This window comes from Streptomyces griseofuscus, assembly GCF_014673495.1.
Taxonomy (GTDB): domain Bacteria; phylum Actinomycetota; class Actinomycetes; order Streptomycetales; family Streptomycetaceae; genus Streptomyces; species Streptomyces murinus.
The window spans coordinates 1,733,918-1,756,379 of the sequence record NZ_CP051006.1; the positions used below are offsets into that span (position 1 = coordinate 1,733,918).

The 22,462-nt window shown below is 69.7% G+C and carries 22 protein-coding genes and 3 pseudogenes; 10 read left to right on the forward strand and 15 right to left on the reverse strand.

Annotated elements, in window-relative coordinates:
- Positions 1 to 12: 12 nt before the first annotated feature.
- Positions 13 to 830: pseudogene (locus tag HEP81_RS07635) on the forward strand (IS630 family transposase); the annotation flags it as partial.
- 16 nt (positions 831 to 846) lie between these two features.
- Here HEP81_RS07635 and HEP81_RS07640 read toward each other — a convergent pair.
- Positions 847 to 1,158, reverse strand: coding sequence for an immunity 53 family protein (locus tag HEP81_RS07640; protein WP_037664495.1), 312 nt, complete (start codon positions 1,156 to 1,158; stop codon positions 847 to 849).
- A 64-nt stretch (positions 1,159 to 1,222) separates the two neighbouring features.
- Positions 1,223 to 1,645 (reverse strand): hypothetical protein, encoded by a 423-nt coding sequence (locus tag HEP81_RS07645; protein WP_037664497.1) that lies wholly within the window; start codon positions 1,643 to 1,645, stop codon positions 1,223 to 1,225.
- A 385-nt stretch (positions 1,646 to 2,030) separates the two neighbouring features.
- On the opposite strand from HEP81_RS07645, the gene HEP81_RS07650 reads away from it, so the two are divergent.
- Positions 2,031 to 2,735 (forward strand): HNH endonuclease family protein, encoded by a 705-nt coding sequence (locus HEP81_RS07650; protein WP_190275957.1) that lies wholly within the window; start codon positions 2,031 to 2,033, stop codon positions 2,733 to 2,735.
- A gap of 304 nt (positions 2,736 to 3,039) precedes the next feature.
- On the opposite strand, the gene HEP81_RS07655 is transcribed toward HEP81_RS07650, so the two are convergent.
- The 5 genes and pseudogenes from HEP81_RS07655 to HEP81_RS07675 all read right to left on the reverse strand — a co-directional run bounded on the left by HEP81_RS07655 (position 3,040) and on the right by HEP81_RS07675 (position 6,614).
- On the reverse strand, positions 3,040 to 3,753 hold the full coding sequence (locus HEP81_RS07655; protein WP_037664499.1) for a tectonin domain-containing protein: 714 nt from the start codon (positions 3,751 to 3,753) through the stop codon (positions 3,040 to 3,042).
- Between the two features lie 342 nt (positions 3,754 to 4,095).
- Positions 4,096 to 4,645: pseudogene (locus HEP81_RS42610) on the reverse strand (Tn3 family transposase); the annotation flags it as partial.
- Positions 4,635 to 5,315 (reverse strand): annotated as a pseudogene (locus HEP81_RS07665) (MSCRAMM family protein); the annotation flags it as partial. The pseudogenes HEP81_RS07665 and HEP81_RS42610, both read right to left, overlap by 11 nt.
- A gap of 37 nt (positions 5,316 to 5,352) precedes the next feature.
- Positions 5,353 to 6,141: an SPDY domain-containing protein gene (locus tag HEP81_RS07670; RefSeq protein WP_037664529.1), complete on the reverse strand. Its 789-nt coding sequence runs from the start codon at positions 6,139 to 6,141 to the stop codon at positions 5,353 to 5,355.
- A gap of 47 nt (positions 6,142 to 6,188) precedes the next feature.
- The gene (locus tag HEP81_RS07675) at positions 6,189 to 6,614 is read right to left on the reverse strand and encodes a hypothetical protein (RefSeq protein ID WP_243279317.1); all 426 of its coding nucleotides are present in this window, start codon (positions 6,612 to 6,614) and stop codon (positions 6,189 to 6,191) included.
- A gap of 412 nt (positions 6,615 to 7,026) precedes the next feature.
- Here HEP81_RS07675 and HEP81_RS07680 point away from each other — a divergent pair, with 412 nt between their 5' ends.
- Complete coding sequence (locus tag HEP81_RS07680; protein WP_243279318.1) at positions 7,027 to 8,043, forward strand: tyrosine-type recombinase/integrase; 1,017 nt, start codon at positions 7,027 to 7,029, stop codon at positions 8,041 to 8,043.
- Positions 8,040 to 8,969 (forward strand): hypothetical protein, encoded by a 930-nt coding sequence (locus HEP81_RS07685; RefSeq protein ID WP_037664532.1) that lies wholly within the window; start codon positions 8,040 to 8,042, stop codon positions 8,967 to 8,969. The genes HEP81_RS07680 and HEP81_RS07685 overlap by 4 nt, the downstream gene beginning before the upstream one ends.
- Here HEP81_RS07685 and HEP81_RS07690 read toward each other — a convergent pair.
- Positions 8,932 to 9,812, reverse strand: a protein-coding gene (locus HEP81_RS07690; RefSeq protein WP_190275959.1) for an IS5 family transposase whose coding sequence is annotated in 2 segments (ribosomal slippage) — positions 8,932 to 9,452 and positions 9,452 to 9,812 — 882 coding nt in all. Because the reading frame shifts where the segments join, the coding sequence is not laid out codon by codon here. The genes HEP81_RS07685 and HEP81_RS07690 overlap by 38 nt on opposite strands.
- Positions 9,813 to 9,890: 78 nt before the next feature.
- On the opposite strand from HEP81_RS07690, the gene HEP81_RS07695 reads away from it, so the two are divergent.
- From HEP81_RS07695 to HEP81_RS07715, 6 genes are all read left to right on the forward strand, one after another.
- On the forward strand, positions 9,891 to 10,325 hold the full coding sequence (locus tag HEP81_RS07695; protein WP_051850797.1) for a hypothetical protein: 435 nt from the start codon (positions 9,891 to 9,893) through the stop codon (positions 10,323 to 10,325).
- 9 nt (positions 10,326 to 10,334) lie between these two features.
- Positions 10,335 to 10,772 (forward strand): DUF6262 family protein, encoded by a 438-nt coding sequence (locus HEP81_RS07700; RefSeq protein WP_243279319.1) that lies wholly within the window; start codon positions 10,335 to 10,337, stop codon positions 10,770 to 10,772.
- The gene (locus tag HEP81_RS41380; protein WP_243279854.1) at positions 10,691 to 10,918 is read left to right on the forward strand and encodes a hypothetical protein; all 228 of its coding nucleotides are present in this window, start codon (positions 10,691 to 10,693) and stop codon (positions 10,916 to 10,918) included. The genes HEP81_RS07700 and HEP81_RS41380 overlap by 82 nt, the downstream gene beginning before the upstream one ends.
- Positions 10,919 to 11,147: 229 nt before the next feature.
- Complete coding sequence (locus tag HEP81_RS07705; protein ID WP_037664537.1) at positions 11,148 to 11,597, forward strand: hypothetical protein; 450 nt, start codon at positions 11,148 to 11,150, stop codon at positions 11,595 to 11,597.
- Positions 11,598 to 11,617: 20 nt separating this feature from the next.
- Entirely contained in the window at positions 11,618 to 14,749 is a 3,132-nt protein-coding gene (locus HEP81_RS07710; protein ID WP_051850798.1) for a tetratricopeptide repeat protein, read from the forward strand.
- Between the two features lie 793 nt (positions 14,750 to 15,542).
- Positions 15,543 to 16,757: an IS110 family RNA-guided transposase gene (locus HEP81_RS07715; protein WP_037664750.1), complete on the forward strand. Its 1,215-nt coding sequence runs from the start codon at positions 15,543 to 15,545 to the stop codon at positions 16,755 to 16,757.
- Here the strand turns inward: HEP81_RS07715 and HEP81_RS42615 are convergent.
- The 7 genes from HEP81_RS42615 to HEP81_RS07750 form a co-directional block, all read right to left on the reverse strand.
- Entirely contained in the window at positions 16,718 to 17,188 is a 471-nt protein-coding gene (locus HEP81_RS42615; protein WP_190275960.1) for a tryptophan synthase subunit alpha, read from the reverse strand. The two genes, HEP81_RS07715 and HEP81_RS42615, sit on opposite strands and share 40 nt — an antisense overlap.
- A gap of 198 nt (positions 17,189 to 17,386) precedes the next feature.
- Complete coding sequence (locus tag HEP81_RS07725) at positions 17,387 to 18,259, reverse strand: SPDY domain-containing protein (protein WP_037661143.1); 873 nt, start codon at positions 18,257 to 18,259, stop codon at positions 17,387 to 17,389.
- A complete protein-coding gene (locus HEP81_RS07730; protein ID WP_190275961.1) occupies positions 18,256 to 19,485 on the reverse strand; it encodes an ATP-grasp domain-containing protein in 1,230 nt (409 codons plus the stop codon). The genes HEP81_RS07725 and HEP81_RS07730 overlap by 4 nt, the downstream gene beginning before the upstream one ends.
- Before the next feature lie 51 nt (positions 19,486 to 19,536).
- A complete protein-coding gene (locus tag HEP81_RS07735) occupies positions 19,537 to 19,839 on the reverse strand; it encodes a hypothetical protein (RefSeq protein WP_037661178.1) in 303 nt (100 codons plus the stop codon).
- A gap of 32 nt (positions 19,840 to 19,871) precedes the next feature.
- Entirely contained in the window at positions 19,872 to 21,059 is a 1,188-nt protein-coding gene (locus HEP81_RS07740) for an MFS transporter (RefSeq protein WP_421673925.1), read from the reverse strand.
- A 44-nt stretch (positions 21,060 to 21,103) separates the two neighbouring features.
- Positions 21,104 to 21,583, reverse strand: coding sequence for a hypothetical protein (locus HEP81_RS07745; RefSeq protein WP_037661136.1), 480 nt, complete (start codon positions 21,581 to 21,583; stop codon positions 21,104 to 21,106).
- Positions 21,580 to 22,422: a winged helix-turn-helix transcriptional regulator gene (locus HEP81_RS07750; RefSeq protein ID WP_037661134.1), complete on the reverse strand. Its 843-nt coding sequence runs from the start codon at positions 22,420 to 22,422 to the stop codon at positions 21,580 to 21,582. The genes HEP81_RS07745 and HEP81_RS07750 overlap by 4 nt, the downstream gene beginning before the upstream one ends.
- Positions 22,423 to 22,462: the final 40 nt, after the last annotated feature.

A 22,462-nucleotide genomic window follows, 5' to 3' on the forward strand; every position in this document is an offset into this window, starting at 1 on the left:
CGTGAGATGTCTCAGTGGGCGGGAGGCCGTCCCCGCCCGCTCAGCCCTGACGACGAGGACTTCGTCATCCAGACGGCCACCACCCGCCCGACCAAGCTCGGCCAACCCTTCACCGCTGGTCGGTCCGCAAACTCGCCACCCGCCGCGGCATCACCTTCCAGCGCACCAAGACGTGGAAGGAGTCGCCCGATCCCGAGCGCGACGCCAAGCTCGACCGCATCGAGGAGGTGCTGGAACGCTTTCCAGACCGGGTCTTCTCGTTCGACGAGTTCGGCCCGCTCGGTATCCGCCCCACCGGCGGGTCGTGCTGGGCCCCTGCCGGTCACCCCGAGCGACACCCCGCGACCTACCACCGCACCCACGGCGTCCGCTACTTCCACGGCTGCTACTCAATCGGCGACGACACGCTTTGGGGCGTCAACCGTCGCAAGAAGGGCGCGGCGAACACCCTGGCCGCACTGAGGTCGATCCGTGCGGCCCGCCCGGACGGCGCCCCGATCTACGTCATCCTGGACAACCTGTCCGCCCACAAGGGTGAGACGATCCGGCGCTGGGTGAGGAAGAACCGGGTCGAGCTGTGCTTCACCCCGACCTACGCGTCCTGGGCCAACCCGATCGAGGCCCACTTCGGGCCGTTTCGGCAGTTCACCGTCGCCAACTCCAACCACCCCAACCACACCGTCCAGACCAGGGCGATGCACGCTTACCTGCGCTGGCGCAATCAGAATGCACGTCACCCGGACGTCCTTGATGCCCAGCAGAAGGAACGCGCTCGCATACGCAGCGAGAAGGGCATTCGCTGGGGCGGCAGACCCGCGCTCGCGGCGTGAGGAGCCCCGAGCAGAGCTATTCCGCGACGTCCTCGGACGCCCAGATCCGGAACAGCGAGAGCGCCTCGGCCAGATTGCCGGGCCCACAGGCGACGTGAAACGTCTGCTCAGACGTCCACGCCATAACCCAGTCGTGCTCGCCTCGAGTGACCTGGTGGCGGGGATGCTCCCGGTCAGCCAACGCTGTCTCCTCAAGATTGATCTTGACGAACCACCCAGGGTTGTCAGTCGTCTCGACCTTCACGCCCCATTCGTGTTCCCAGTCGCCATCGCACTGTGAGGAATACCAGCTCTGCAACCACTCAAGGACGTGCTCGGGTCCGGACATGAACGCGATGGTAGGCGAACCACATGCGGATCAACGGACCCGGTGAACCTTCCCGGTCAGAGCACTAGCCGGTCACGTTCGCGTCATTGAGGACGGTCTTGTCGATGGTCAGATTGAAGGTGCTGCGCAGCCGGTAGCCGTCCACGGTGGTCCACTCGATCGTGCCGGTGCCGCTGCCCGTGCCGCCGCCGGACAGGCAGCCCAGGGTGACACCGTCGAAGTCAGCCGTGATGCACGCGCTGCTGATACCGATGTCGGTGTTGTCATTGCAACGGCCGTCCCGGCCTTGGTAGGAGACGTGCTGCTGGCGCGGCCAGAGCTGCACACCGGGGGTGAAGTGGGTCCGACCGGAGGCCGAGCACGAGATGGTCACGTTCGGGGCGGCGGTTGCGACGGTGGGTGCGGTGAGGGCCGCACCCGCGGACAGTGCGGCGCAGGCGACGGCAGCGGCCAGGACACGCGTACGGGAGCGGACAGCACGGAGCATGGCGCGAGTTTCCTCTCCAGAAGGCGAGCGGCGGTCACAGACCCGACCGCGAGGACACAACCCAGCATTCCGATTACGTACAGAAACTTCACTACTACTATTGGTAGTGACTGTGGCTGGTCGGAGCATAGGCCAACGGCACTTCCTCCCCCAGCGTGCACACCCGCCTCCAGGACACTCCCGCACGCCCCTCGCCCCCGCTACGCCCTCCTGGTAATCCTCCATGGACCGGCATGCTCTCCATGAACACCCCACGGGCGGCGATCCGGCGGTGTGACTAGTTCGCCCAGGGAGTGAAACCGAGGCCAATCGCCACGTGCGGCGCCGCCCCAAGGGCTACGAAGATCACAACCCTGTTCGTGATCTTCGAAACGGAGACCCGGCTGTGCGCCTCGCCCGTACCCGACGCACCCTGCTCGCCGCCCTGTTCGCGCCCCTCGCCCTGCTCACCCCCACCACCGCCCACGCCGCCCCCGCGGCCGCCGGGAACCTGCCCGCCCGGCACGCGCCCGGCGAGACCGCCACCCTCCCGGTCCGCGACGCCCTCGCCCAACTCACCGTGGCCGACGAAGACCGCACCGGCTACACCCGGGACAAGTTCAAGCACTGGACCGACGCCGACAAGGACGGCTGCAACACTCGCGCCGAGGTCCTCCTCGAGGAAGCGGTCACCGCTCCCGAGATCGGACCCAAGTGCGCGCTGACCGGGGGGAGCTGGTACTCGCCGTACGACGACCGCTACCTCGACAGCGCGAGCCAGCTGGACGTCGACCACCTGGTCCCGCTCGCCGAAGCCTGGGACTCCGGCGCCTCCGCCTGGACGGCGAAGGAACGCGAAGCCTACGCCAACGATCTCGACGACTCCCGGGCCCTGATCGCCGTCTCCGCGGCCTCCAACCGGTCCAAGGCTGACAAGGACCCCACCGAATGGCTGCCCCCGTACACCCCGTACTGGTGCGAGTACGTCACCAATTGGGTCGCCGACAAGACCCGCTACCAGCTCCGCGTCGACCCCGCCGAACACAACGCGCTCGCCACGCGTCTCGCCGACTGCCCCGACCGGCCCATCACCGTCACCTTCGCCCGCTGAGCAGCCGGCCGGCCCGTCACCACGGCGGAAGGTAGGTGACGGGCCGGACAGGGAGACGGTATACGGCGGCGGCCGGCGGTACACCCCGAACCAGCGCACCACCGGGCGGCAGAGATGCCGGTGACCACCTCCGGGTTTGTGCAGCTCAGCCACTGGTGGTCGAACTCTAACTGGCGCAACAGCTGTGGTGCTATCGCCGGCTGGAGGGCTGCGGACGCCGGTCGGGCGGGGAATGGGCCGGACGCCGGTGCGGGCCCCCGGCCGTGTTTCGGCAGGGGGCCCGCACGGTCCATCGGGGCGGGGGTCAGCTGGGCTGGTCGCCGGTGTAGCGGTAGATGTCGCCGGCGCTGTTGATGTGCCATGCGTTGCCGTCGGCGCCGGCGGCGATGTCGGTGGCGGTGCCGGGGATCTTGATCCAGGGGTTGGTGCCGCTGGCATCGTTGTTGGTGTACCGGTAGATGCTGCCGGCGGGGTCGACGCCCCACACGTTCGTCCTGGAGCCCACAGCGATGCGCTTGAGGCTGCCTGGGACGCCCACCCACGGGTTCGAGGCGTCCTGGTCCCCGGTGTACCGGTAGACCTGGTTGCCGCTGTTGACGCCCCAGACCGTGCCGTCCGCGCCGGCGCCGATGTCGCTCAGCCCTCCGGGGACCTTCACCCAGGGGTTGGCGTCGAAGTTGGTGTACCGGTAGATGGCGCCGGCGGAGTCCACCCCCCATACGCTCGTGCGGGAGCCCGCGTCGATGCGGACCAGGCTGCCGGGGATACCCTTCCACGGGTTCACGCCGTCCTGGTCCCCGTGGTACCGGTAGATCTGATTGCTGCTGTTGACCCCCCACACTGTGCCGTCCGCCGCGGCGCCGATGTCGCTCAGGCCCCCGGGGATGTTGATCCAGGGATTGCCGTCGAAGTTGGTGTACCGGTAGACGGCGCTCGCCGCGTTCACCCCCCATACCGTCGTCCTGGACCCTGCCGAGATCGCCGCGAGGCCGCCCGCGACCTTCACCCAATCAGCCATGGAACCCCCTTCGTTGCTGCTGACGTCACTGCCATCATGGACGGCGGAAGAAGCAGGCAAAGAGGTGAATTTCTGTTCTATAAGCAAATAAGCCCGTAAGTCGATGTTTAGTTTCCCGCAGCCCTTGCGGGACCGAGGAACGCGACGGCCAACCGCAGAGCAGCTCGGCCCAAAGCACCGTCGCTCCCAGGAGGGATCGACAAAATCGTCGGTCCATGCCTGCGACGGTTCGCAGGCACGGGGCCCAGAGCGAGCTTCCGGGCTCGACGGCAGCCGCGGACGCACCAGCCCCCGATCTGCATGACGTTAAGACGCGCCGCGGCCGGGACAGAGCGCAGCTCGTCATTCCCCGCTGCCGGAGCACGGGTCGCGGAGCGGCCGCAGGCCGCCGGGCAGGTGGGGGGGCTGGAAGGAATGCCGGCCGTGCATGTTGATGTGGTGCCGCACGAACGGCGAGAAGGCGCGCGACATCTTCGTCGCGGACATCGAAGCCGTCCGCACGCAGCTGGTTGACGGCGGCGTCCATGTACCGCCTGTTGAACAGCACCAAGGCGTTCAGCACGAGGCCGAGCGCGCCGATTTGGTCCTCCAAGCCGTCCTGGTAGCGCTGGTAGAGCTGCCCGGCCCGGCCGTGGAAGACCTTCCTCGCAAGTGCGTGCGGACCCTCCTGGAGATTGGCCTGCACCTTGATCTGCCGCCGGTAGCCGGGCTCGTCGGCCAAGCGCAGGATGTGCAGCGTCTTCGCGATCCGCCCGTAGTGGGCGATCGCATCTCCGAGCGGTGTGGGGCGACCTTCACGGGAGAGCATCCGGATCACGTCGTACGCGCGGACGGCTCCGGTGTGGATGGAGCCGACGATCCGCAGGATGTCCTCCCAATGCCGCTCGATCCGGGTTCGTGACGGTCACGGTGACAGGGGCGCCGGGGCCTGCGGTGAACGTCTTGATCGGCTTGTAGGGGTCGTAACCAGCGGGGGCCTTGATCTTCTTGACCCAGAACTTCGTGCTGCGACTGGACACGGGCAGGTCACCGGAGGCCGTGTCCGTGGCGCCCGTGGTCAGGGTGAGCAGCGTGGAGGTGCCGGTGCCGATGTTCACGGTCGCGCCGGGCAGGAGCTTGCCGGTCTTGTCGTCCTTGGCCTGCAGGAGGACCTGGGCGGCCTTGAACGGGTCGGTGATCGTCAGCCGGGTGGCGTTGCCCGGGGTGACGATGACGTCTTGGTCAGCGACGACGTCGTAGAGCGGGCTGCCGGACCCCGTCTGCTTGAGCCGGTAGATGCCCGGCGCGAGGTCAGGAAGGTCAGCTTCCCCTGGGCATCGCTCCGGCGGCGTCCGGCTTCCTGGCCGGTGGAGTCGAGCAGCAGGAACGCGGCGCCGGGCAGGGCGTCTCCCGCCGTGTCCTTCGTGGTGATCTCGACGCTGCCCGCGTCCTGGGCAGGAGTCTCGGCTGGAGCGGCGGAGGCCGAGGGGGTCGGTGCGGGGGCTCGGCGCTGGCGCCCAGGCCAGGGTGCCGGCCACCGTGACGGCGACGGCAGCAGCGGATCGAACGATGCGTGCGTGCACGAGGAAGGGGACTCCTTGGGGCAGGGGACGAGGAAGGTCATCGGGTACGGCCGGGGGTCGGGGCCGGAGGTGGCGGGGTGACGGGTGGGTTGCCGTGCTGTTGCTTGCCTGTCGGAGTGGCGAGGTAGAGGGCGCGGCGGGTCTGGGTGGGGACGTCCTGGAGGGTGCGGGGCAGTGGCTCGGTGGAGATGAGTGAGGCGGTGAAGGCCGCGACGAGCGTGGTGGGCGTGCCGAACGAGAAGCGCGCCGTCCAGTGCGGCTCGCTGGGATAGCCGCCCCAGGCCCGCCAGGCCAGTTCGCTGGAATCGCTGGTGGCGTAGCGGTGGCGTACGCCGCCGAGTCCCTCAGGGGTGAGGAAGGTCTGGGTGCCGTCGGTCTGGACGGCATGGCTCCAGCCGCGGGTGAGCAGCGGCGCGTACGCCTCGTACGGTGCCGTCTCGTCCTGGAACAGCCGGTCCTGGTCGCTGTACCTGTCGTCGAGATAGAGGTCGAGCAGCTCGCTGTGGACGTCGTGCAGCACTTCGGCGGGGGTGGTGGCGTCGAAGGTGATCCGCCAGCCGGGCGGGGTGAACGGGGCCCGGTGGGCGTTGATGGTCCATGTGCCCTTGCCGGGCTTGTCGGGCTGGGGGTCGAAGGTGGTTTGCAGGCGTAGGCACGGGCTGAATGCGGCGGCCGTGCCTTCTTCGGTCTGGGCGAACGGCCAGCCGTCCTCGAAGGCGAAGGCCCACACGGCGCGGGGGTCGACGGCGCCGGGACCGGCGAGGTGGCGAGGCAGGACCTGCACGCTCTGGGCCGCGTCAAGGTTCTCAAGGGGATGGGTGAGCACGGGCGGGGCTCCTGCGGGAAGGACGGGCTGCCAGGGAAGGACGTGGCTCAGCGAGTGCGGGCGCCGCCGCGCGCGGCCGGCAGAGCGGGAACCGTGTGTGTGCTCCTGTTGGCAGCCCAGCCCGGCGCGGACGCCGCCCACGCGCCCGGGAACCAGACAGCGGTGTATCGCTCGATGGCGTCGCGGACCCCGGTGAACTCAGCTCCTTCCCAGGGTGGTTGACCGGGGCGGTGGTACTTGCTGAAGGTGCCGTGATCGGAGCTGTTCAGGGGCCTGTTGCTGGCAACGTCGCGGCGGTGGAAGGTGCCGTGGTCCAGGAAGCTGAGGGTGACCGCATCGATCTCGCCGCGGTCCGGGTGGACGACCGCGAGGCGTAGGCCGCCGTAAGTGTCCGCGTAGATGGTGCGGGTGAAGTCGATTCGGAGCCGAAGGTGTGTGCCTGGAGTCGGCGCGGCGAGGTAGGTGTTGCCCACGACCGTGCCGTCGCGAAATTTACCGACCTGCCCAGGCGCCTCCGCGTCACCCGTCTGGGTCGTCTCATGAGCTGACCCGGGCGGGTTAACCGGCCGGGCTCGTAGTGTCCGGCACGTACTCAAAGGAGTCATGAGCCGTAGCGTGCCAACGCCACCGGACAGCTGGGCTTTCCTGCTCTGCTCGCTCCGGGGTCCGGTGTCCGGGACCGTGTCGGCGGGAACTTGGGGTGGGCGGAGCATGACGCGACCCGGTTTGGTCGTTGGGGACCTGCGCGTACAGGTTCTGACGCGTGCCAGTGGGGGCCGGTCGTACACGATCGTGTGTGCTGACGGGTCCATCCATGATGAGGCTGATGACTTCCTCCGGGTGTATGAGGGGTCGGGAACGCAGAAGACGTACGCGTACTCCCTGGTGGACCATCTGCGGTGGTGTCGCCGGGAGAAGCTGACGGCAGATAAGGCGGCGTTGAGGGATCTGCTGCGCTACATGGGGGCTGTCGGGGCGCAAGTGCCGATGCCGTGGGGGCAGCCCTGGCGCCTGCCACCAAAGCGTCCGTACGGTGCGTCGGCACTGAAGGTTGCCGCGGCCTGCCTGAAGGGCTTCTACCTGCATGTCTGCACAAGCAGCGGCGTGAACGCTGAGCTGCGGTCGGCGCTGGCGGTGGAGCGCCTGCCGACGAAGGCGGACCGCCGCCGGGCCTTCCTGGGTCATGTGGCAACGTCGATGCCCGCCAACCCGCTCGCGCCGACCGGTCGGCCGACCCGGCGGCACCCGAAGATGCTGCCGGACGGCGCCAGGCCGAGCCTGCTGGAGTGCGTGAACACAGCGCGAGACGCCATGGTCGTGCAGTGGCTGTCGGACACCGCCATGCGCATCGGCGGTCTGACCGGCCTGCACCTGGTCGACCTGCACCTGCGGCGAGACGCGGCCTGCGGAGAGTGCCGGGACCCGCACGTGCACGTCTGCCACCGGGCGGGCAACCAGAACCGTGCGGCGGCCAAAATCAAGCCGGACTGGCGAATGGTCGACGGAGTGATCACCGGCGGTGAGATCTACCGGGTAAGCCCGGCGATGATCAGCCGCTACTTCACCTACATGACGACGGAGTACAGTGTCGCGGCCGGGCACGGCATACTGCTGATCCAGCTGAATGGGCCCCGGCGCGGCGAGCCGTGGTCCGCCGACGCAGCGCGTGGGGTGCTGCGCCGGGCCAGACGTCGTGCGGGGCTGCCGGGCCGCATCAAGCCCCAGGCGTTCCGGCACCAGCTGACCAACGACGTGCTGGACGTGTCCAAAGACCCGATGGTGGCCAAGGAGGTCGGTAACTGGGCCTCGGCACGCATGGTGGACGAGGTCTACGGGCATCCCGACCTCCACTCCCCGGAGTTCTCCGCCGCCTTGCAGACCGTCTGGGGTGAGGAGGAGTGAGCGCCCCGGCCCTGGCCCTTGCAACGGACTCGACCGCCGGGACTCGCACCACGTCCGATCGGCTGGAGCTTCTCCAGGCCCTGATCGCCGGGCCGTCCTTCGACCCGGTGCTGCGGCCTGACGTCATCCGGGTCCCGCGTGATTACCCTGTGTACGGCTGGCGGTGCGGGGTCCCGGGCTGCGAGCGCAGCCGGGATACTTGGCGAGACTACTGCTGCGGCCACGCCGCGCAGTGGAGCCAGTTCCAGCGGGAGGGCCGCGACATCGTCGCCTTCCTGAAGGATGCCGTGCCGCTCAAGCCCCGCGGTGGACGCCACCTCGGCAACTGCGTGTTCTGCCCGGAGGTGCCGGCCTATAGCGGCAACTCGCTGTGCTTCCTGCACTCCGCTGCTCTGGTGAAGTGGAGCGCGTTTCAGCGCCGGAACGGCAGGCCGGACGACTACGAACTCTGGGCTGCCCGGCAGGAGCCGCTTCCTCGTCTCGATGAGTGCCTGGTGCCCTCGTGCCCGGAGGGAGCGGGCCACTACATCGGCCTGTGTCCGTACCACTTGTTGCGCTACACCCGGGAGGGCCGGCCGGGAAACGCGAAAGCGATCCACCAGCGCCCCCGCCGAGGCGCGCCCGCGACGTTCACGGTGAACTACGTCGACCAAGCTGCCTTCCGCGGCTGGTGCGCAAAGGCGACGCCGGCCGGGCGCACGGACGGGGTGCTGTCCCTGCGGGGGCTGCGGCCGCTGGCCCGGGCCGAGGTCAAGTGGGTGCTGCACCGGCATGCCCAGGGCCCTGCTGAAGGGGCACACTGGCCGATCAGTGTGGTGCAGCGGCTGGTAACCGAGTGCCAGAGACAGGAGATCAACTCCCTGGCCGACCTAGGAGCTGTCCGGCGGATCATGGGCGGAGCCATAAGCGGATCGCTGCTGCGGTGACCGTGCCGTGGAAGACGTAGGCCCGTTTCTCGTAACGGGTGGCGACAGCGCGGAAGTGCTTGAGCCGGTTGATGGTCCGCTCGACCTCGTTGCGACGCCGGTAGCGCTCGCGGTCGAACCCGACGGGTCTGCCGCCCGTGCTGCCTCTGCGCCGACGGTTGGCCCGCTGGTCCCTCGGCTCGGGAATCGTGTGTTTGATCCTGCGTCTTCGCAGGTAGCGGCGGTTGCGCTGGGAACTGTAAGCCTTGTCGCCGCTGACGTGAGCGGGCCGGGTCCGGGGCCGTCCGCCCAGCGGCCGGGTGACTCGGATCCGGTCCAGGACCTCGATCATCTGCGGGGCATCGCCCCATTGACCCGGCGTGAGCAGCAGGGCCATGGGACGGCATCCGCCCTCGCCGGCGAGGTGGATCTTGCAGGTCAGACCGCCCCGGGACCGTCCGAGTCCCTCATCGGGGCGGTGGTGCCGGGGCGTCGTCCTTTTTTCGGAACCCGCGGCCTGGCCTTGCGGGCGCCGGCCGCGTGCTGGTGAGCCCGGCAGGACGTCGAGTCCACTCCGACCATCGACCAGTCGATCCGCCCCGCAAGGTCGGCGTCGGCCTGGACCGCTTGCAGGATCCGGTCCCAGGTGCCGTCCGCCGACCAGCGGCGATGCCGTTCATAGACCGTCTTCCAGGACCCATAGCGTTCCGGCAGGTCACGCCACGGGACACCGGTCCGAACCCGGAACAGGATCCCGTTGATCACTGTGCGATGGTCGCTCCACCGGCCTCCCCGACCGCCCGCGGACGGCAGATGCGGCTCGAGCAGCGACCACTCGCGATTCGTCAGATCCCCCCGACCCATGCTCGATCCAACGAGCAGCCAGTCAGAAAGTCACATGATCCGCCGGACAGCTCCTAGACCCGCCAGGAAGCCGAGGCCATGCTCGTCGACCTCACCCACCGCTCGACGCCGGCGGAAGGAGGCTTCTGCACCTTCCAGCCTGTCGTCGACGGAGGCGCCTGCCCCTGGAACCTCGACTGCCACAACTGCGACAAGTTCGTCATGACGGGCGCCGACCTCGTCTACTGGCACCGCAAACGCGAGCACTGGCGCATGCTCGCCGAGGGCGCCCCCGACCCGGCCACCCGGGACTACCTGCACAAATACTTCGACCCCACCGCCCGCGCGATCGACGGGCTGGAGCGCGCCCTGGCCGCAGTGGGCCTGCTCGAAGAGGCCCTCAGCCTCGACCTGCGGCGTCCCCAGGACTACTACGGCCGTGTCTGGTCCGCCGCCTTCCGGGCCGGTGAACTCGTCCACCAGCAGGACGAGTCCGCCACCGAGCTCGACGACCTCAGCTCCCAGACCGACTGAACGAAGCCCATGACTTCCCCGACAGCACCCGCTGCCGCCATCGCAGCGCGGCGCCGACAGACCGAGCGCAAGCTCGCCGACGTGCAGACCGCCATCGCCCAGCTCCGCCGCGAGAGCGGCCAGCTCACCATCACGACCATTGCCCGCCGCGCCGCCGTCTCCAGCACCTTTCTCTACGAGAACCCCGAGGCCCGCGCCCTCTGCCAGAACGCGGTGGCCGCCACCCACGCGCGACGCGCGCAATGCAGCGCTGACGATCACGACCGCATTGAGGCGACCTGGCGCGAACGCGCCCTCAACGCTGAGGAGGGCCTGACCCGGCGCACAAGGAGATCCGGTCCCAACGCGCCCGCATCGGAGAGATCATGGGCCAGCTCCGCGACACGGAGACGGCCACCAGCAGCGGTGAATCGGTCCAGGCCGTGGTCATCGAAAACGCCACCCTGAAGCGCCGTATCCGCCAGCTGGCACAAGAGCACCGGGCTCTTCAGGAACGTCTCGAAGGCTGCCGCGCCAACCTCCGACACGCGGAGGCCCGGATCGGCGATCTCGAAGCCGAGCTTGCCGAGCGTTCCCACGAAGGTCGCCACTGAGACGATGCGTGTGATCACGTCGGCGCCGAAGACTTCTATCCGTAGCTGCGGGGGCGCACGCCGCCGTCTGTAACGTGCCTGGTTTCACCCCCTGTTGGGGTGGTCACGTGCATCATGGAGGGCACGACGTGGAGTGGCCAGCCCGCAGAACGCGGGGGCATAAGCTGCGTGTGCATCAGACGAGACCGCTGGCTGACGCGTTCAGCCGCGCTGAGCAGAGGAGTTCCGTGTGGAGCAAGAAGTCGCCGCGCTGGCGATGACCGGCGCCACCACCATCGTCGCCGCGATGGCGACGGGTGCCTGGGAGACGGCGCGCAACGCGACGGTCGCGCTCTACCGCCGTTATGTGCCAGCACAGCAGCGTGCAGTCGAGGGCCAGTTAGACCGGAGCGCCAGCCGGGTGGAAAGGGCCGACGATATCGATGGCGAACGCGGACGCCAGCTTCCTCGTTGGCAAGACGAGCTCGAGGACTTCCTCCAGCAGAACCCGCAGGCCGCTTCCGAGTTGAAAGCCGTAATCGACCGGATCCGCCAAGACCTGCCCGCGGCACAACAGAGCTGGGCGCAGACCAACATCGCCCGCGAGCACGGCATCGTCAACGCCGTGCAGTACGGCAACCAGCACAACTACTACATGGACTCGCCCCCCGGAACCGACACCGTCAACGGCCAGGGCTGAAGGCCGGGTGAGGTGAACGGATGAGTGAGGAGGAGCCGGGCGCCTCCCGCCATCGGGAATCGGCCGTGTTCACCCAGGACGTCCGAGCCAGCCGCGACGGCCACGTCAACGCGGTGCAGCACGGCGACCAGTACAACTACATCTACCGGAACGAACCACCCTACCGCGTGGAGCCATTCTCCCCGACGGAAGCGGCCCCGGTCCCCAGCCTCCTCCGCGTACCCAGCCGGTTGCTGGCGGCCCGGCATCGCATCGTGCCGTTCCGCCCACGTCCGGAACTGGACCTGCTGGAAGCCTGGCGGGACGAGCAGGCGCCAGGGCTGTCGGTGCGGCTGGTGCATGCCGAGGGCGGCCAGGGCAAGACGCGCCTCGCCATCGAGTTCGCGACCCGCTCGGTGAATGCCGGATGGTCCGTCGCTCTCGCCCGGCACCGGTCGGAGGCGGCTTCGGCGGGCGGTGGCGACGAGCACCTGACCGTACGCGCGCCGGGCCTGGTGCTGATCGTCGACTACGCCGAGCGATGGCCCCTGCAAGACCTGATCACCCTAGTCCGTCAGCACCGCGACGCCGCGCGAGACCGGCTGCGCGTCCTGCTACTCGCACGCCCTGCTGGCGCCTGGTGGCAGGGCCTGTCCCACCAGATGTCCAAGCTGGACATCTACGACGTTGACGCGGTCAGACTTCAGCCGGTCCCGAACACCCCAGAGGGGCGCCTCGAGATGTACCGGGCGGCCCGCGACCAATTCGCCGAGGTCTTCGGGCTCGAGGAACCGGCAGGCGTCGAACCCCCCAGCGACTTCAGCGACCCAACGTACGCGCTGACGCTGACGGTGCACATGAAGGCGCTGGCCGACGTCGACGCGGCGGCCCGCGGCCGGACCCCGCCGGTTAGCAGCGATCAGGCCGGACTCTCGTCGTACCTGCTGGACCGTGAGCACGACCACTGGAGGTCCGCCCACAATGGCGGACACGGCCCGGTGCGCGCCACCGCGCAAACCATGGGCCGCACGGTGTACGTCGCGACCCTCACCCGCGCACTGGACGCCGCCGACGCCGCGACCGCGCTGGCCCGTACCGGCGTCGCCGACACCGCGTCGGCAGCGGGTGTGCTGCGCGACCACGCCTACTGCTACCCGCCCGAGGACCCCGCCCGGATGCTGGAGCCGTTAGGCCCCGACCGGCTCGGTGAGGACTTCCTCGCGCTGACGCTGCCCGGCAGGGAGGAACAGTTCGGGTACTACGCGACCGATCCCTGGGCGGCCACCGCACCCGGCCGGCTGCTCACAACCACCGTGGACCGTGCCGACTACCCGCCGTTCACCCGCCAGGCCGTCACTGTCCTGATCGAGGCGGCCCACCGGTGGCCGCACATGACCGCCCTGCATCTCCAGCCGCTCTTGCGGCAGCACCCAGACCTGGCCCTGACCGCGGGCAGCGCCGCCATCGCCCGCCTCGCCGAACTCGACGACATCGACCTCGCGGTGTTGGAAGCCGTCGACGCAAGGCTGCCCGCCGAAAGCCATGTCGACCTCGACCTCGGCGCCGCGGCACTGGCCCAACGCTTGATCTCCCACCGGCTCGCCACCGCCACCGGTCCCGCCCACCGAGCCGACCTGCTGCACGACCTCGCCTACCGCATGACCATCGCCGGCCTCCACGAATCGGCCCTGGAGCCCATCGAGGAGGCGGTGAGAATCAGGCGCCAGCTCGCCGAGGCGAACCCCGACGAGCACCTGCCCCAACTTGCTTCCGCGCTGACCCAGGCAGGCAACGTCCTCGCCGAACTGGGCCACCAGTCGAAGGCCCTGGCCACCAGCCAGGAGGCTGCGGAGATCAACCGTCAGCTGGCTTCCACCGACCCTGCTGCCGAGCGTTGGTCCGACCTGGCCCGCTCGTTAACAAATCTGGCGGCACGTCTCGCAGAGAGCGGATTCGACCAGGAGTCCATCGCGCCGGCGCAGGATGCGGTGGAGATCCGGCGCCGACTCGCCGAGGCAGACCCCGGCAGATACCTGCCCGAACTCGCCCTCACGCTGTCCAATCTCAGCGCCCAGCTCTGTGACTTGAAGCGGACGCACGAGGCTCTCGCCTCCGCGCAGGAGGCCGTCGCGCTCTACCGGCGGTTCGCCGAAGCCGACCCAGCCAGCTACCTGCACCCGTTCGCGGCCTCGTTATTCAACCTCTCCTCCATCATCAGCTTGGCCGGTCGCCGACGGGAAGCCGTGTCCCTCAGCGAGGAGGCAGTGCAGATCAGACGTCGGCTGGTGGAGGCCAACGCCGCCGCATACTCACCTAAGCTCGCGCTCGCACTGACCAGCCTCGCCCACCGGTATATGCAAGTGGGTCGTAATTCCGATGCGCTCGTCACCGCGCAGGAGGCCACTGAGCTGTCCCGACACCTGGTGCGCACAGCTTCGGCCGCCCGGCATCTGCCCGATCTCGCAGTGAATCTGGCGACACTCAGCCACTGCCTCCGGAACGTCGGGCGCCGCGCCGAGGCCGCAGCAGCGGTGGAGGAGGCGATCGCGCTCCACCGGGAACTCGCCGAGGCCGACCCGGTCGCTTACCTGCCCGACCTCGCGTACACGCTGATCTACAGCCACGGGATTCTGTCCGCCGACCGGCTCGGTGAGGGGGTGTGTCTGTACCGGCAGCTGGCTGAGGCCAACCCCGGCCGCTACACGCTCAACCTGGCCGATGCGCTGGCGAACCTCAGCAAGGCGCTTGCAGACGCGGGACGACCTGCGGACGCGGTAGCCCCGGCCGCGGAAGCCGTCGCCCTCTACCGCCCACTGGCGAAGGCCGACCCCGTCGCGAGACTGTCCGGCCTCGCTTGGGCGTTGACCACCCTCGGACACTGCATCGCTGCGACAGGACGCGTGGCCGAGGCGCTGCCGTCGGCCGAAGAAGCCGCCGAAATCTACCGCCGCCTGGCTCGGACCGACGCCGCTCCGGCCGTGTACCGAGAGTGTCTCATCCTGGCACTGACCGAGCTCGCCACGCGTCTGCGGCAACTGGGACGCCTCGAAGAGGCCGACGCCCACACCGCGGAGGCCTCCGAGGTCCGCAACGCCCCACCGGAGCCAGCCACACCCGCTCCCGCCCCCCAACAGCTGCCGATGTGCAGCAGCCAGGAGGCCAGCACTCGATGACGTTCACCGCGATCCCCATGTTGCGTCCGCCGGCGACTATGCCGCTGAGAGCGCCCAGGGCGAGACCGACCGGCTTGTAGGCGATCTTCGACGCTTTCATCGGTGGCATCGGGCGCGTCCTCTTGCTGCCGCACCGCTGGACCGCTGTCACGATCGGAGTTACGGAGGCAGCGCACTCCTTGGCGAGAGCCGCTGCTCGGCTCAGACCGTCGTAGGCCAGCGCGCGGACCAGGGGGAGCCGACCATCACCCTGGACACGCCCGACCGCCGCACAACGCGAGCGGCCAATTCCGTGGCAGAGACTCCAATGCCGGCGAGGACCGGAATCTTCGGTGCGGCATGTCGAACCGAAGCGACAAATGAGGCGAGGGAGTCCAGATCGATATCATCCGGGATAGCCTCTGCGCTGCCCCGCAACCGCCGGAGCGTAGACGAAGCCCGTCGCGGCGCGGGACGTAGCAGCGAATTCAGCGGGCGACGCATCACGGGCGGCCAAGAGAGGAGCACTGATCCCGGCATCGGCGGCCGCCCCCGTTATGTTTTTCGCGGTCCTGCAATGGGGCCGCTGGCCTCCGGGCCCGGTATGACTGTGTCCCCTCTGTCGAACGAATGACCTGGGGGGTGGTGTCGCCGGGCCCGGGAGGTGCCGTCGGAGACGCTGATGAGAGACCCGGCCACCGCCCGGCCCGGCGCAATGCCGGGCAGTTCGCGGGCGGCAGGTCTGCATAACGTGGATGCGCGAGCACGGTGCCACCGCCGAGGCCGGCGCGGTCAACACCTCTGGAGTCGTGCGATGTTAGACACCGAAGACATAGGCGTCTTCCTCGGGTTGGACGTCGGCAAGACAGCCCACCATGGCCACGGGCTCACGCCGGCCGGGAAGAAGGTCTTCGACAAGCCGATGCCCAACAGCGAACCGAAGCTGCGGGCCGTGTTCGACAAACTCAAGGCCAAGTTCGGCACTGTCCTGGTGATCGTGGACCAGCCCGCCTCGATCGGCGCCCTGCCCCTGACCGTCGCCCGCGATGCGGACTGCGAGGTCGCCTACCTGCCCGGACTCGCGATGCGACGGATCGCCGACCTCTATCCGGGAGAGGCGAAAACCGACGCGAAGGACGCGGCCGTCATCGCGGACGCCGCCCGGACGATGCCTCACACTCTGCGGTCGCTGGAGCTGACCGACGAGATCACTGCCGAGCTCACGGTGCTGACCGGCTTCGACCAGGACCTCGCCGCCGAAGCCACCCGAACCTCCAACCGGATCCGCGGCCTGCTCACCCAGTTCCACCCCAGCCTTGAGCGCGTGCTCGGCCCGAGACTGGACCACGCCGCCGTCACCTGGCTCCTCGAGCGATACGGATCCCCGGCCGCACTACGGAAGGCCGGCCGTCGCAGACTCGTCGAGGTGATCCGGCCCAAGGCCCCTCGCATGGCCGCCCGGCTGATCGACGACGTCTTCACCGCACTCGACGAGCAGACCGTCGTGGTCCCGGGAACCGGCACCCTCGACGTGGTCATCCCGTCGCTGGCCCGCTCGCTGGCCGCGGTCCACGACCAGCGCCGGGCCCTGGAAGCCCAGATCAACAGTCTGCTGGAGGCTCACCCTCTTCACCAGGTCCTGACTTCGATGCCGGGAGTCGGAGTCAGGACCGCCGCCGTCCTGCTGGTCACCGTCGGCGACGGCACCAGCTTCGCCAGTGCCGCCCACCTCGCCTCCTACGCCGGCCTCGCCCCCACGACCAGGTCGTCGGGAACCTCGATTCATGGCGAGCACGCACCACGAGGAGGAAACAGACAGCTCAAACGCGCAATGTTCCTCTCCGCCTTCGCCTGCATGAACGCCGACCCGGCATCGCGCACCTACTACGACCGGCAAAGAGCCCGCGGCAAAACCCACACCCAGGCCCTCCTCCGACTCGCCCGCCAACGCATCAGCGTCCTGTTCGCCATGCTCCGCGACGGCACCTTCTACGAATCCCGGACCCCCGACGTCACTCTCGCCGCATGACCGCCCCAAACACCCGCATACCAGGCACCACGTCCTTGACGAAGGACATAGAGACACCCCCCCTGACCACCAGGGACGTCGCAGACGAGGCAACCCGCAGCGCCCGCTGATGCCAGCGCATGCGTCATCCGCTCAACCCCATGTGCCTCGACCGTTGCCCAATAGCTCATGACGATCACGGGCTTGCCGGTCACAGCGGACACCTGCTGCGCCGTCGCCAGCGTGGTCTCCACACCGTGACCAGCACGGATCGCACAGCGATGTGCTGCGGCAATTACTCCGCCGTCGAGCCAGGGATCGACCGTCGGCGTTCCCACTTCCAGCACCGCCGCACCGCTCTCCACATACGCAACGAAGGCTTCGACGTCGCCGTGGTGGTCCGGAAAGCCCGCCGCTGAGAACGCGCCAAGAACCGGCCGAGGATCATCCACTGCTCGGCTAGCAGAGCGGTGTTCCTACGGCTCCCCGCCTCGCTGGCCGTGTCGCGTACATCTACGCGATACGTCACCGCAGGTCACCTGTGATCCGGTCACTCCAGCGGTCGGAAAAGCTGTAGGGGAGGCGGAGTTCGGCGAAGAACTCAGGGGCTCGCAGGGCCAAGGAGGATCTCCGGTCGGGTCAGGCGCGTGCTACCGGCGCGGGCCGAGCAGGGCCGGTCGGCTGGTGGTGCTCCAGCGCGGGATGCTGGCCGGGGGTAGCGCGGCCGGACGGCGGGAGGAGACGGCCCGCTGCACGTCGAGCGGAGTGGGAGCCGGCGGGCCGGGCGGGAGGATCGGGGTGAGCTGGGCCATTCCCTTGATGTAGCTGGAGGTTGCCTCGCGCCACCGGGGCAGGGGCGCCGGATCGGCGACGCATTCGGTGACGGCGGTGAGCAGGGCGACGGGGGTGTCGGTGCTGGCCGTGGCGTACCAGACGGGCCGGTCGACGGACGTGCCCGCCCACAGCTGCCAGCGGGCCTCCCGCGTGGTCAGCTCGGCTTCCGGGTCGAGGGCGCCGGTGGTGAACTCCATGCCGGCATGCCCATCCGGAGCCTGGACCGCGAAGACGCCCCAGCGCGGACGGTCGATCTCCCAGCCCTGCTTCAGCAGGGGCACGACCGCGAGGAAGGAGTCGTGCTCGTCGGTCCCGGAGACCGGCCGGGCGAGGTAGGCGTCCGGTCCCTGCTCGTACGCGGTCGCGAGGACGGTGGTGAACGCGGTCACGAACTCGGTGGGGACGCGGTCGTTGAAGCAGACGCCCCACGCGGGCGGTCCGAAGGAGTCCTTGTAGGCGTTGATGCGCCAGAGTCCGTCGTCCTCGCCTTCGGGCAGGTAGCCCAGGCGTACGCGCCGGTCGGGAGCGCTCACGAACACGTTGGAGTCCTCGTCGTACCGCAGGTCCCAGCCGAGGTCGAGCAGCGGGGCGAGGGCGGGGTCGCCGGTTCCGGTGGTGGAGGCGAGGTGGCGCGGCCAGACGTAGACGTCGCCGTCGATGTCGCGGTGCGGGTCGGTCCGTGACGTCATCGGTCCGCCCTCGTGGTGACCGTGATCTCGTCCGCGGCAAGGTCGAGGCGTTCGGTGACCTCGGCGGTGGTGCGGCCGGTGACGATGTAGAACCCGGCCCGGGCGGTGAACAGGTCTCCCTCGGGCGGCAGGACGAGCTGGTCGCCGATCCCGCGGATCCACTGCACTTGGCGCAGCCAGGGGGTGTGGGCGGCGAACGGCTGGTTGACGTGCCGGGCGGTGAGGGTGCCGGAGGCGTCCGGGTAGAGCATGCGGATGCCCGCGGCTGCGCTGCGGGTCGGGGTGAGGTCCGGTGCTCGGCCGCAGGCGAGGTCGGCGGCGGCCCTGGGCAGGTCGATGCCGGTGGCGAGGCGGACGAGGTGGCCGATCATGTCGCCGCCGATGCGCGCGTTGACCTCGATCAGCCGGGGCCGGCCGTCCACGAGGCGCAGCTCGACGTGCTGCACGCCGTCGGTGATCCCCACCGCTTTGACCGCGGCGGCGGCGACCGGGGCGACCTGGGGCAGGAGCGGGTCGGCGGCGTCGACGGTGTGGCCGGTCTCGTCGAAGTACGGTGCGGGGCCCAGGTGTTTGCGGGTCACGGCGACCGCGGTGGTCACGCCGCGGTGGGTGACGCATTCGACGGAGACTTCCGGGCCGTCGAGGTACTCCTCGACCAGGACCCCGGTGTCCTCGCGGCTGCGGCTCGCGCCGGCCGAGGCGAACGCGAACGCGGCGGGCAGGTCTTCGGGCTCATCGACGCGGATCACGCCGATGCTGCCGGCGAACGCCGCGGGCTTGATGACGGCCGGGAGGCCGAGGGTCATCGTCGCAAGGCCGGCCTCCAGCAGGGTCCGTGCCTTCATCGAGGCGGCCGAGGGCACGCCGTGGCGGGCGAACAGGGGGCGGGCGGTGGCCTTGTTGCGGCAGGCCCGCATCACCTCGACGGACGGCGAGGGCAGGCTGAGCGTGCGGGCGAGTCGGGCGGTGGGGACGAGGTGCCACTCGTCCCAGGTGACCACGCCGGCCAGGTCGTGGCGTTCGGCCAGCGCCCGGCCGGCGGCGAGCAGCGCTGCGGGATCGCTCAGATCGGCCACGGCGTGGTCGATGATGAACGGCTTCTCCCACGACGGCTCGGTGCCGGTGAGCAGGACGACGTCGTACGCGGCGGCCACCTGCTCCAGGCAGTAGCCCCGATAGGTCTCGTCACCGGGAGAAACGACGAGGACGAGGGGACGAGCGGACAAGAAGAGGTTCTCCGTATCGGTGGACGGCAGGGTGAGAAGAGGAAGGGTGTCTCAGGCGGCACGGCGGCGGCGCAGTTCGAACACCTGAGCCCAGTGGGGGTGTTCGTGGAGCAGGCGGCGGGCGTAGAGGGCGGTGTAGTTGTTGTTCAGCCCGTCGACTCCGTCGGGGAGTTGGCGGCGCAGGTCCTCGAACAGGTCCTTCACGCTGACGCGTTTGGCGCCGGCGACCAGGCGGCGGGCGGCCAGGTGTTCCAGGGCCTTGTAGATGTGCGGGTGGTGGGCGTCGAAGGCGTGGAACTGCTCGGTGATGGTGCGACCGGTCGCGCGGTGCGATCCGAGAGCGGCGATGGACATGAAGGTCTCCACGGGCTGGGCGTGCAGCGGGTTCAGGTGCGCAGGGCGGGGTCGGTGCGCAGGCGCGTGAAGGCGAGGGCTAGTCCGAGGGCTTGCAGGGCGGCGCAGGCGGTGATGACGTGGCCCAGTGCGTCGGGCGGGGTGAGTGCGGTGAGCGCGCCGGCGGCGGGGAAGGGCAGCAGGAGGATGAGGATGGTCGCCGACAGGGTGCTGCCGAACTTCTCCGGTGGGATCAGGCGGGAGCGCAGGGTGCGAAGGACGACCGTCATGCCGCCGTCGGCCGCCATGAGGACCGCGACCAATACGAGGTAGGACGGGTAGTCGGGGGCCTGGGCGGCGGCGAGACAGCCGAGCGAGGCGAGGGCGGCGCAGGAGGCGCCGACCGGCCACAGGCCGAAGCGGTCGAGCGCGAAGCGGCAGAGTGTGACGGCCAGGAGCGTGGCTGCGGCAGCGGCGGACCAGACGAGGCCGACGGCGGTGGTGGACTGCCCGAAGTGCTGGACGACGATCACGGGGCCTGCCGCTTGGAGGAGGCCGGTGGCCAGGTTGGACAGGGTCAGCCCGGCCACCAGCCAGCCGAGCGCGGGCAGCGAGCGGATGGTGCGCCATCCGGTGAGCAGTCCGGCGCCGGCCTGCCGCTTCGGCGCCCGGGCCGAGGCGACGGGCGAGGGTGGGGTGCGCAGGGCGAGCAGCGCGGCAAGCAGCGAGAGCACGGTGACCACCGCGAGCATCGATGGCGGCCCGGTGAGCAAGAGCACTCCGGCGAGCGCCGGACCGGCCAGGGTCGCGGTCTGGTCGATGCCGAGCAGGACGGCCTGGACACGGTGGGCCCGCCGTCCCGCTCGGCGGCCGGCGGCGGCGCCCGCGGTCTCGGTCGCGATGTAGCTGAACTGTGTGAGCACGCCGGTCGTCGCCGCCAGCACCATCACGGTCGCGCTCGCCAGGGTGCCGGACGGGTGGAGGTGAAGCAGGACCGCGCCGGCGGCCAGCGCCAGCGCCCGGCCCAGGGAGGCGAGGTGGAAGACCACAGCGGCACCGCGCCGGTCGACCACCGAGCCCGCCCATCCGAACGCAGCCAGCCGCGGGATCCACTCCAGGGCGAACGCGGCGCCCGTCAGCGCGGCGGAGCGCGTCGTGGTCAGAACGAGCAGGGGGATGCCGTAGGTGGACATCGCGAACGCCAACGCGTCCGCCGTGCGCGGCAGATAGATGCTGCTCATCAGCCCGCCGGTGTGGCGTGCCTGCCGGGGTGTGACCGAACCGTTCACGCGGCCAGCTCGGGCTCGGGCACCCTGGCCACCTGGAGGTTGCCGGCCAGCCACTGGATCAGGAGCGTGCGCAGACGTGCCAGGTCCGCCTCCCCACGGTCGGCGCAGGCGGTGGTGAGCGACGGCGCCACGAGGTCGAGGACGTACTGGATACGGCCGCTGAACTCACAGACGGGTGCCGGGAGGGCATGACGCCGGGCCCAGCGAGCCATCACGTCGTACAGGTCCGCCAACTCCGTCCCTGCCGCGGTCAGTTCCAGGGCAGCGCCGGGGGCGCTCCGCACGAGGCCGTGGGTGCGGGCCGTGTCGGATGCGCTGCGCAGTTGCTGCGCGGACAGGTCGGGCAGGGTGCCGGCGAGCCGTCGCGGCGGTATGGCGCCGTTGTCGTCGATCTCGGTGATCAGGCGGACCAGGGGTCGTGAGGCGAGTACTTCGATAGCACGCTGCGCTTCGGTAGAGGTGAAGGCCGTGTTCATCGGCGCGGGCCTCCCGCCGGGATGGCGGCCTTCGGGCGCGCGGTCGTGGCGTGCGAGAAGAGGTCTCCGTTGCGCCAGGCCGGAGAGGGTTGGGCCGCCCGAACGGTTGGGGGTGCCGTGGGGGCCAGCCTCGACTGGCTGCTGGTCCACGGCTTCGGCACGGGATTGGCCTGCGGGTGCCCCCAGATCGGGTGCTGGGCGGCCTGCTCGACGGGCTGCCCGGCGGACCAGGCGGACACCGCGCCGAGCATGGGGCCCAGGGCGTCGCCGGCGGCGGACAGCCGGTAGGGCTGGCCGTTGCCCGCGGTGTCGACCAGACCGTCGGCGACGAGCTGCCGCAGCGGCGGGTAGATGTTGGTCCAGTCGCTGCTGGGCATCACGATCCGGGCCAGAACCCGGGCGCTGACCTCCTGGCGGGACTTGAGCACCCACAGGATGGCGGCGGCGTGGCGCCGGGTGAGCAGGGTGAGGCTGTCCTCGATCTGCTCGATCGCGGGCAGCGGGCGCTCCGCCGTCTCCAAGTGCTCCTCGGCCCAGGTGACGATCTTCGGCAGGATGGGCAAGAGGGCAGTGGCTCGCTCGGTGTGGCCGTAGGTCACGTGCCGGGCGCTGTGCTCGGTGCGTTCGACGAGGCCGGCGTCGCACAGTGACTTGAGCTTGGGGTGGAGCTGGCCGTTCTGCAGCCAGGACACCTTGGCCGCCAGCTCGCTGTAGCGCAGCGGCGGGCCGGAGAGGGCCAGGAGGATCCTCACGTTCCAGCGCGGGGTGATCATGGCGAGGGCCTCGGTGACCCGGGCGATGTCGGCGTCGACGTCAGGGGGCAGAGCGGTGATGGCCAAGGGAGGAACTCCTGGGTGAAAGGAAGAGGGGATGGCCTGC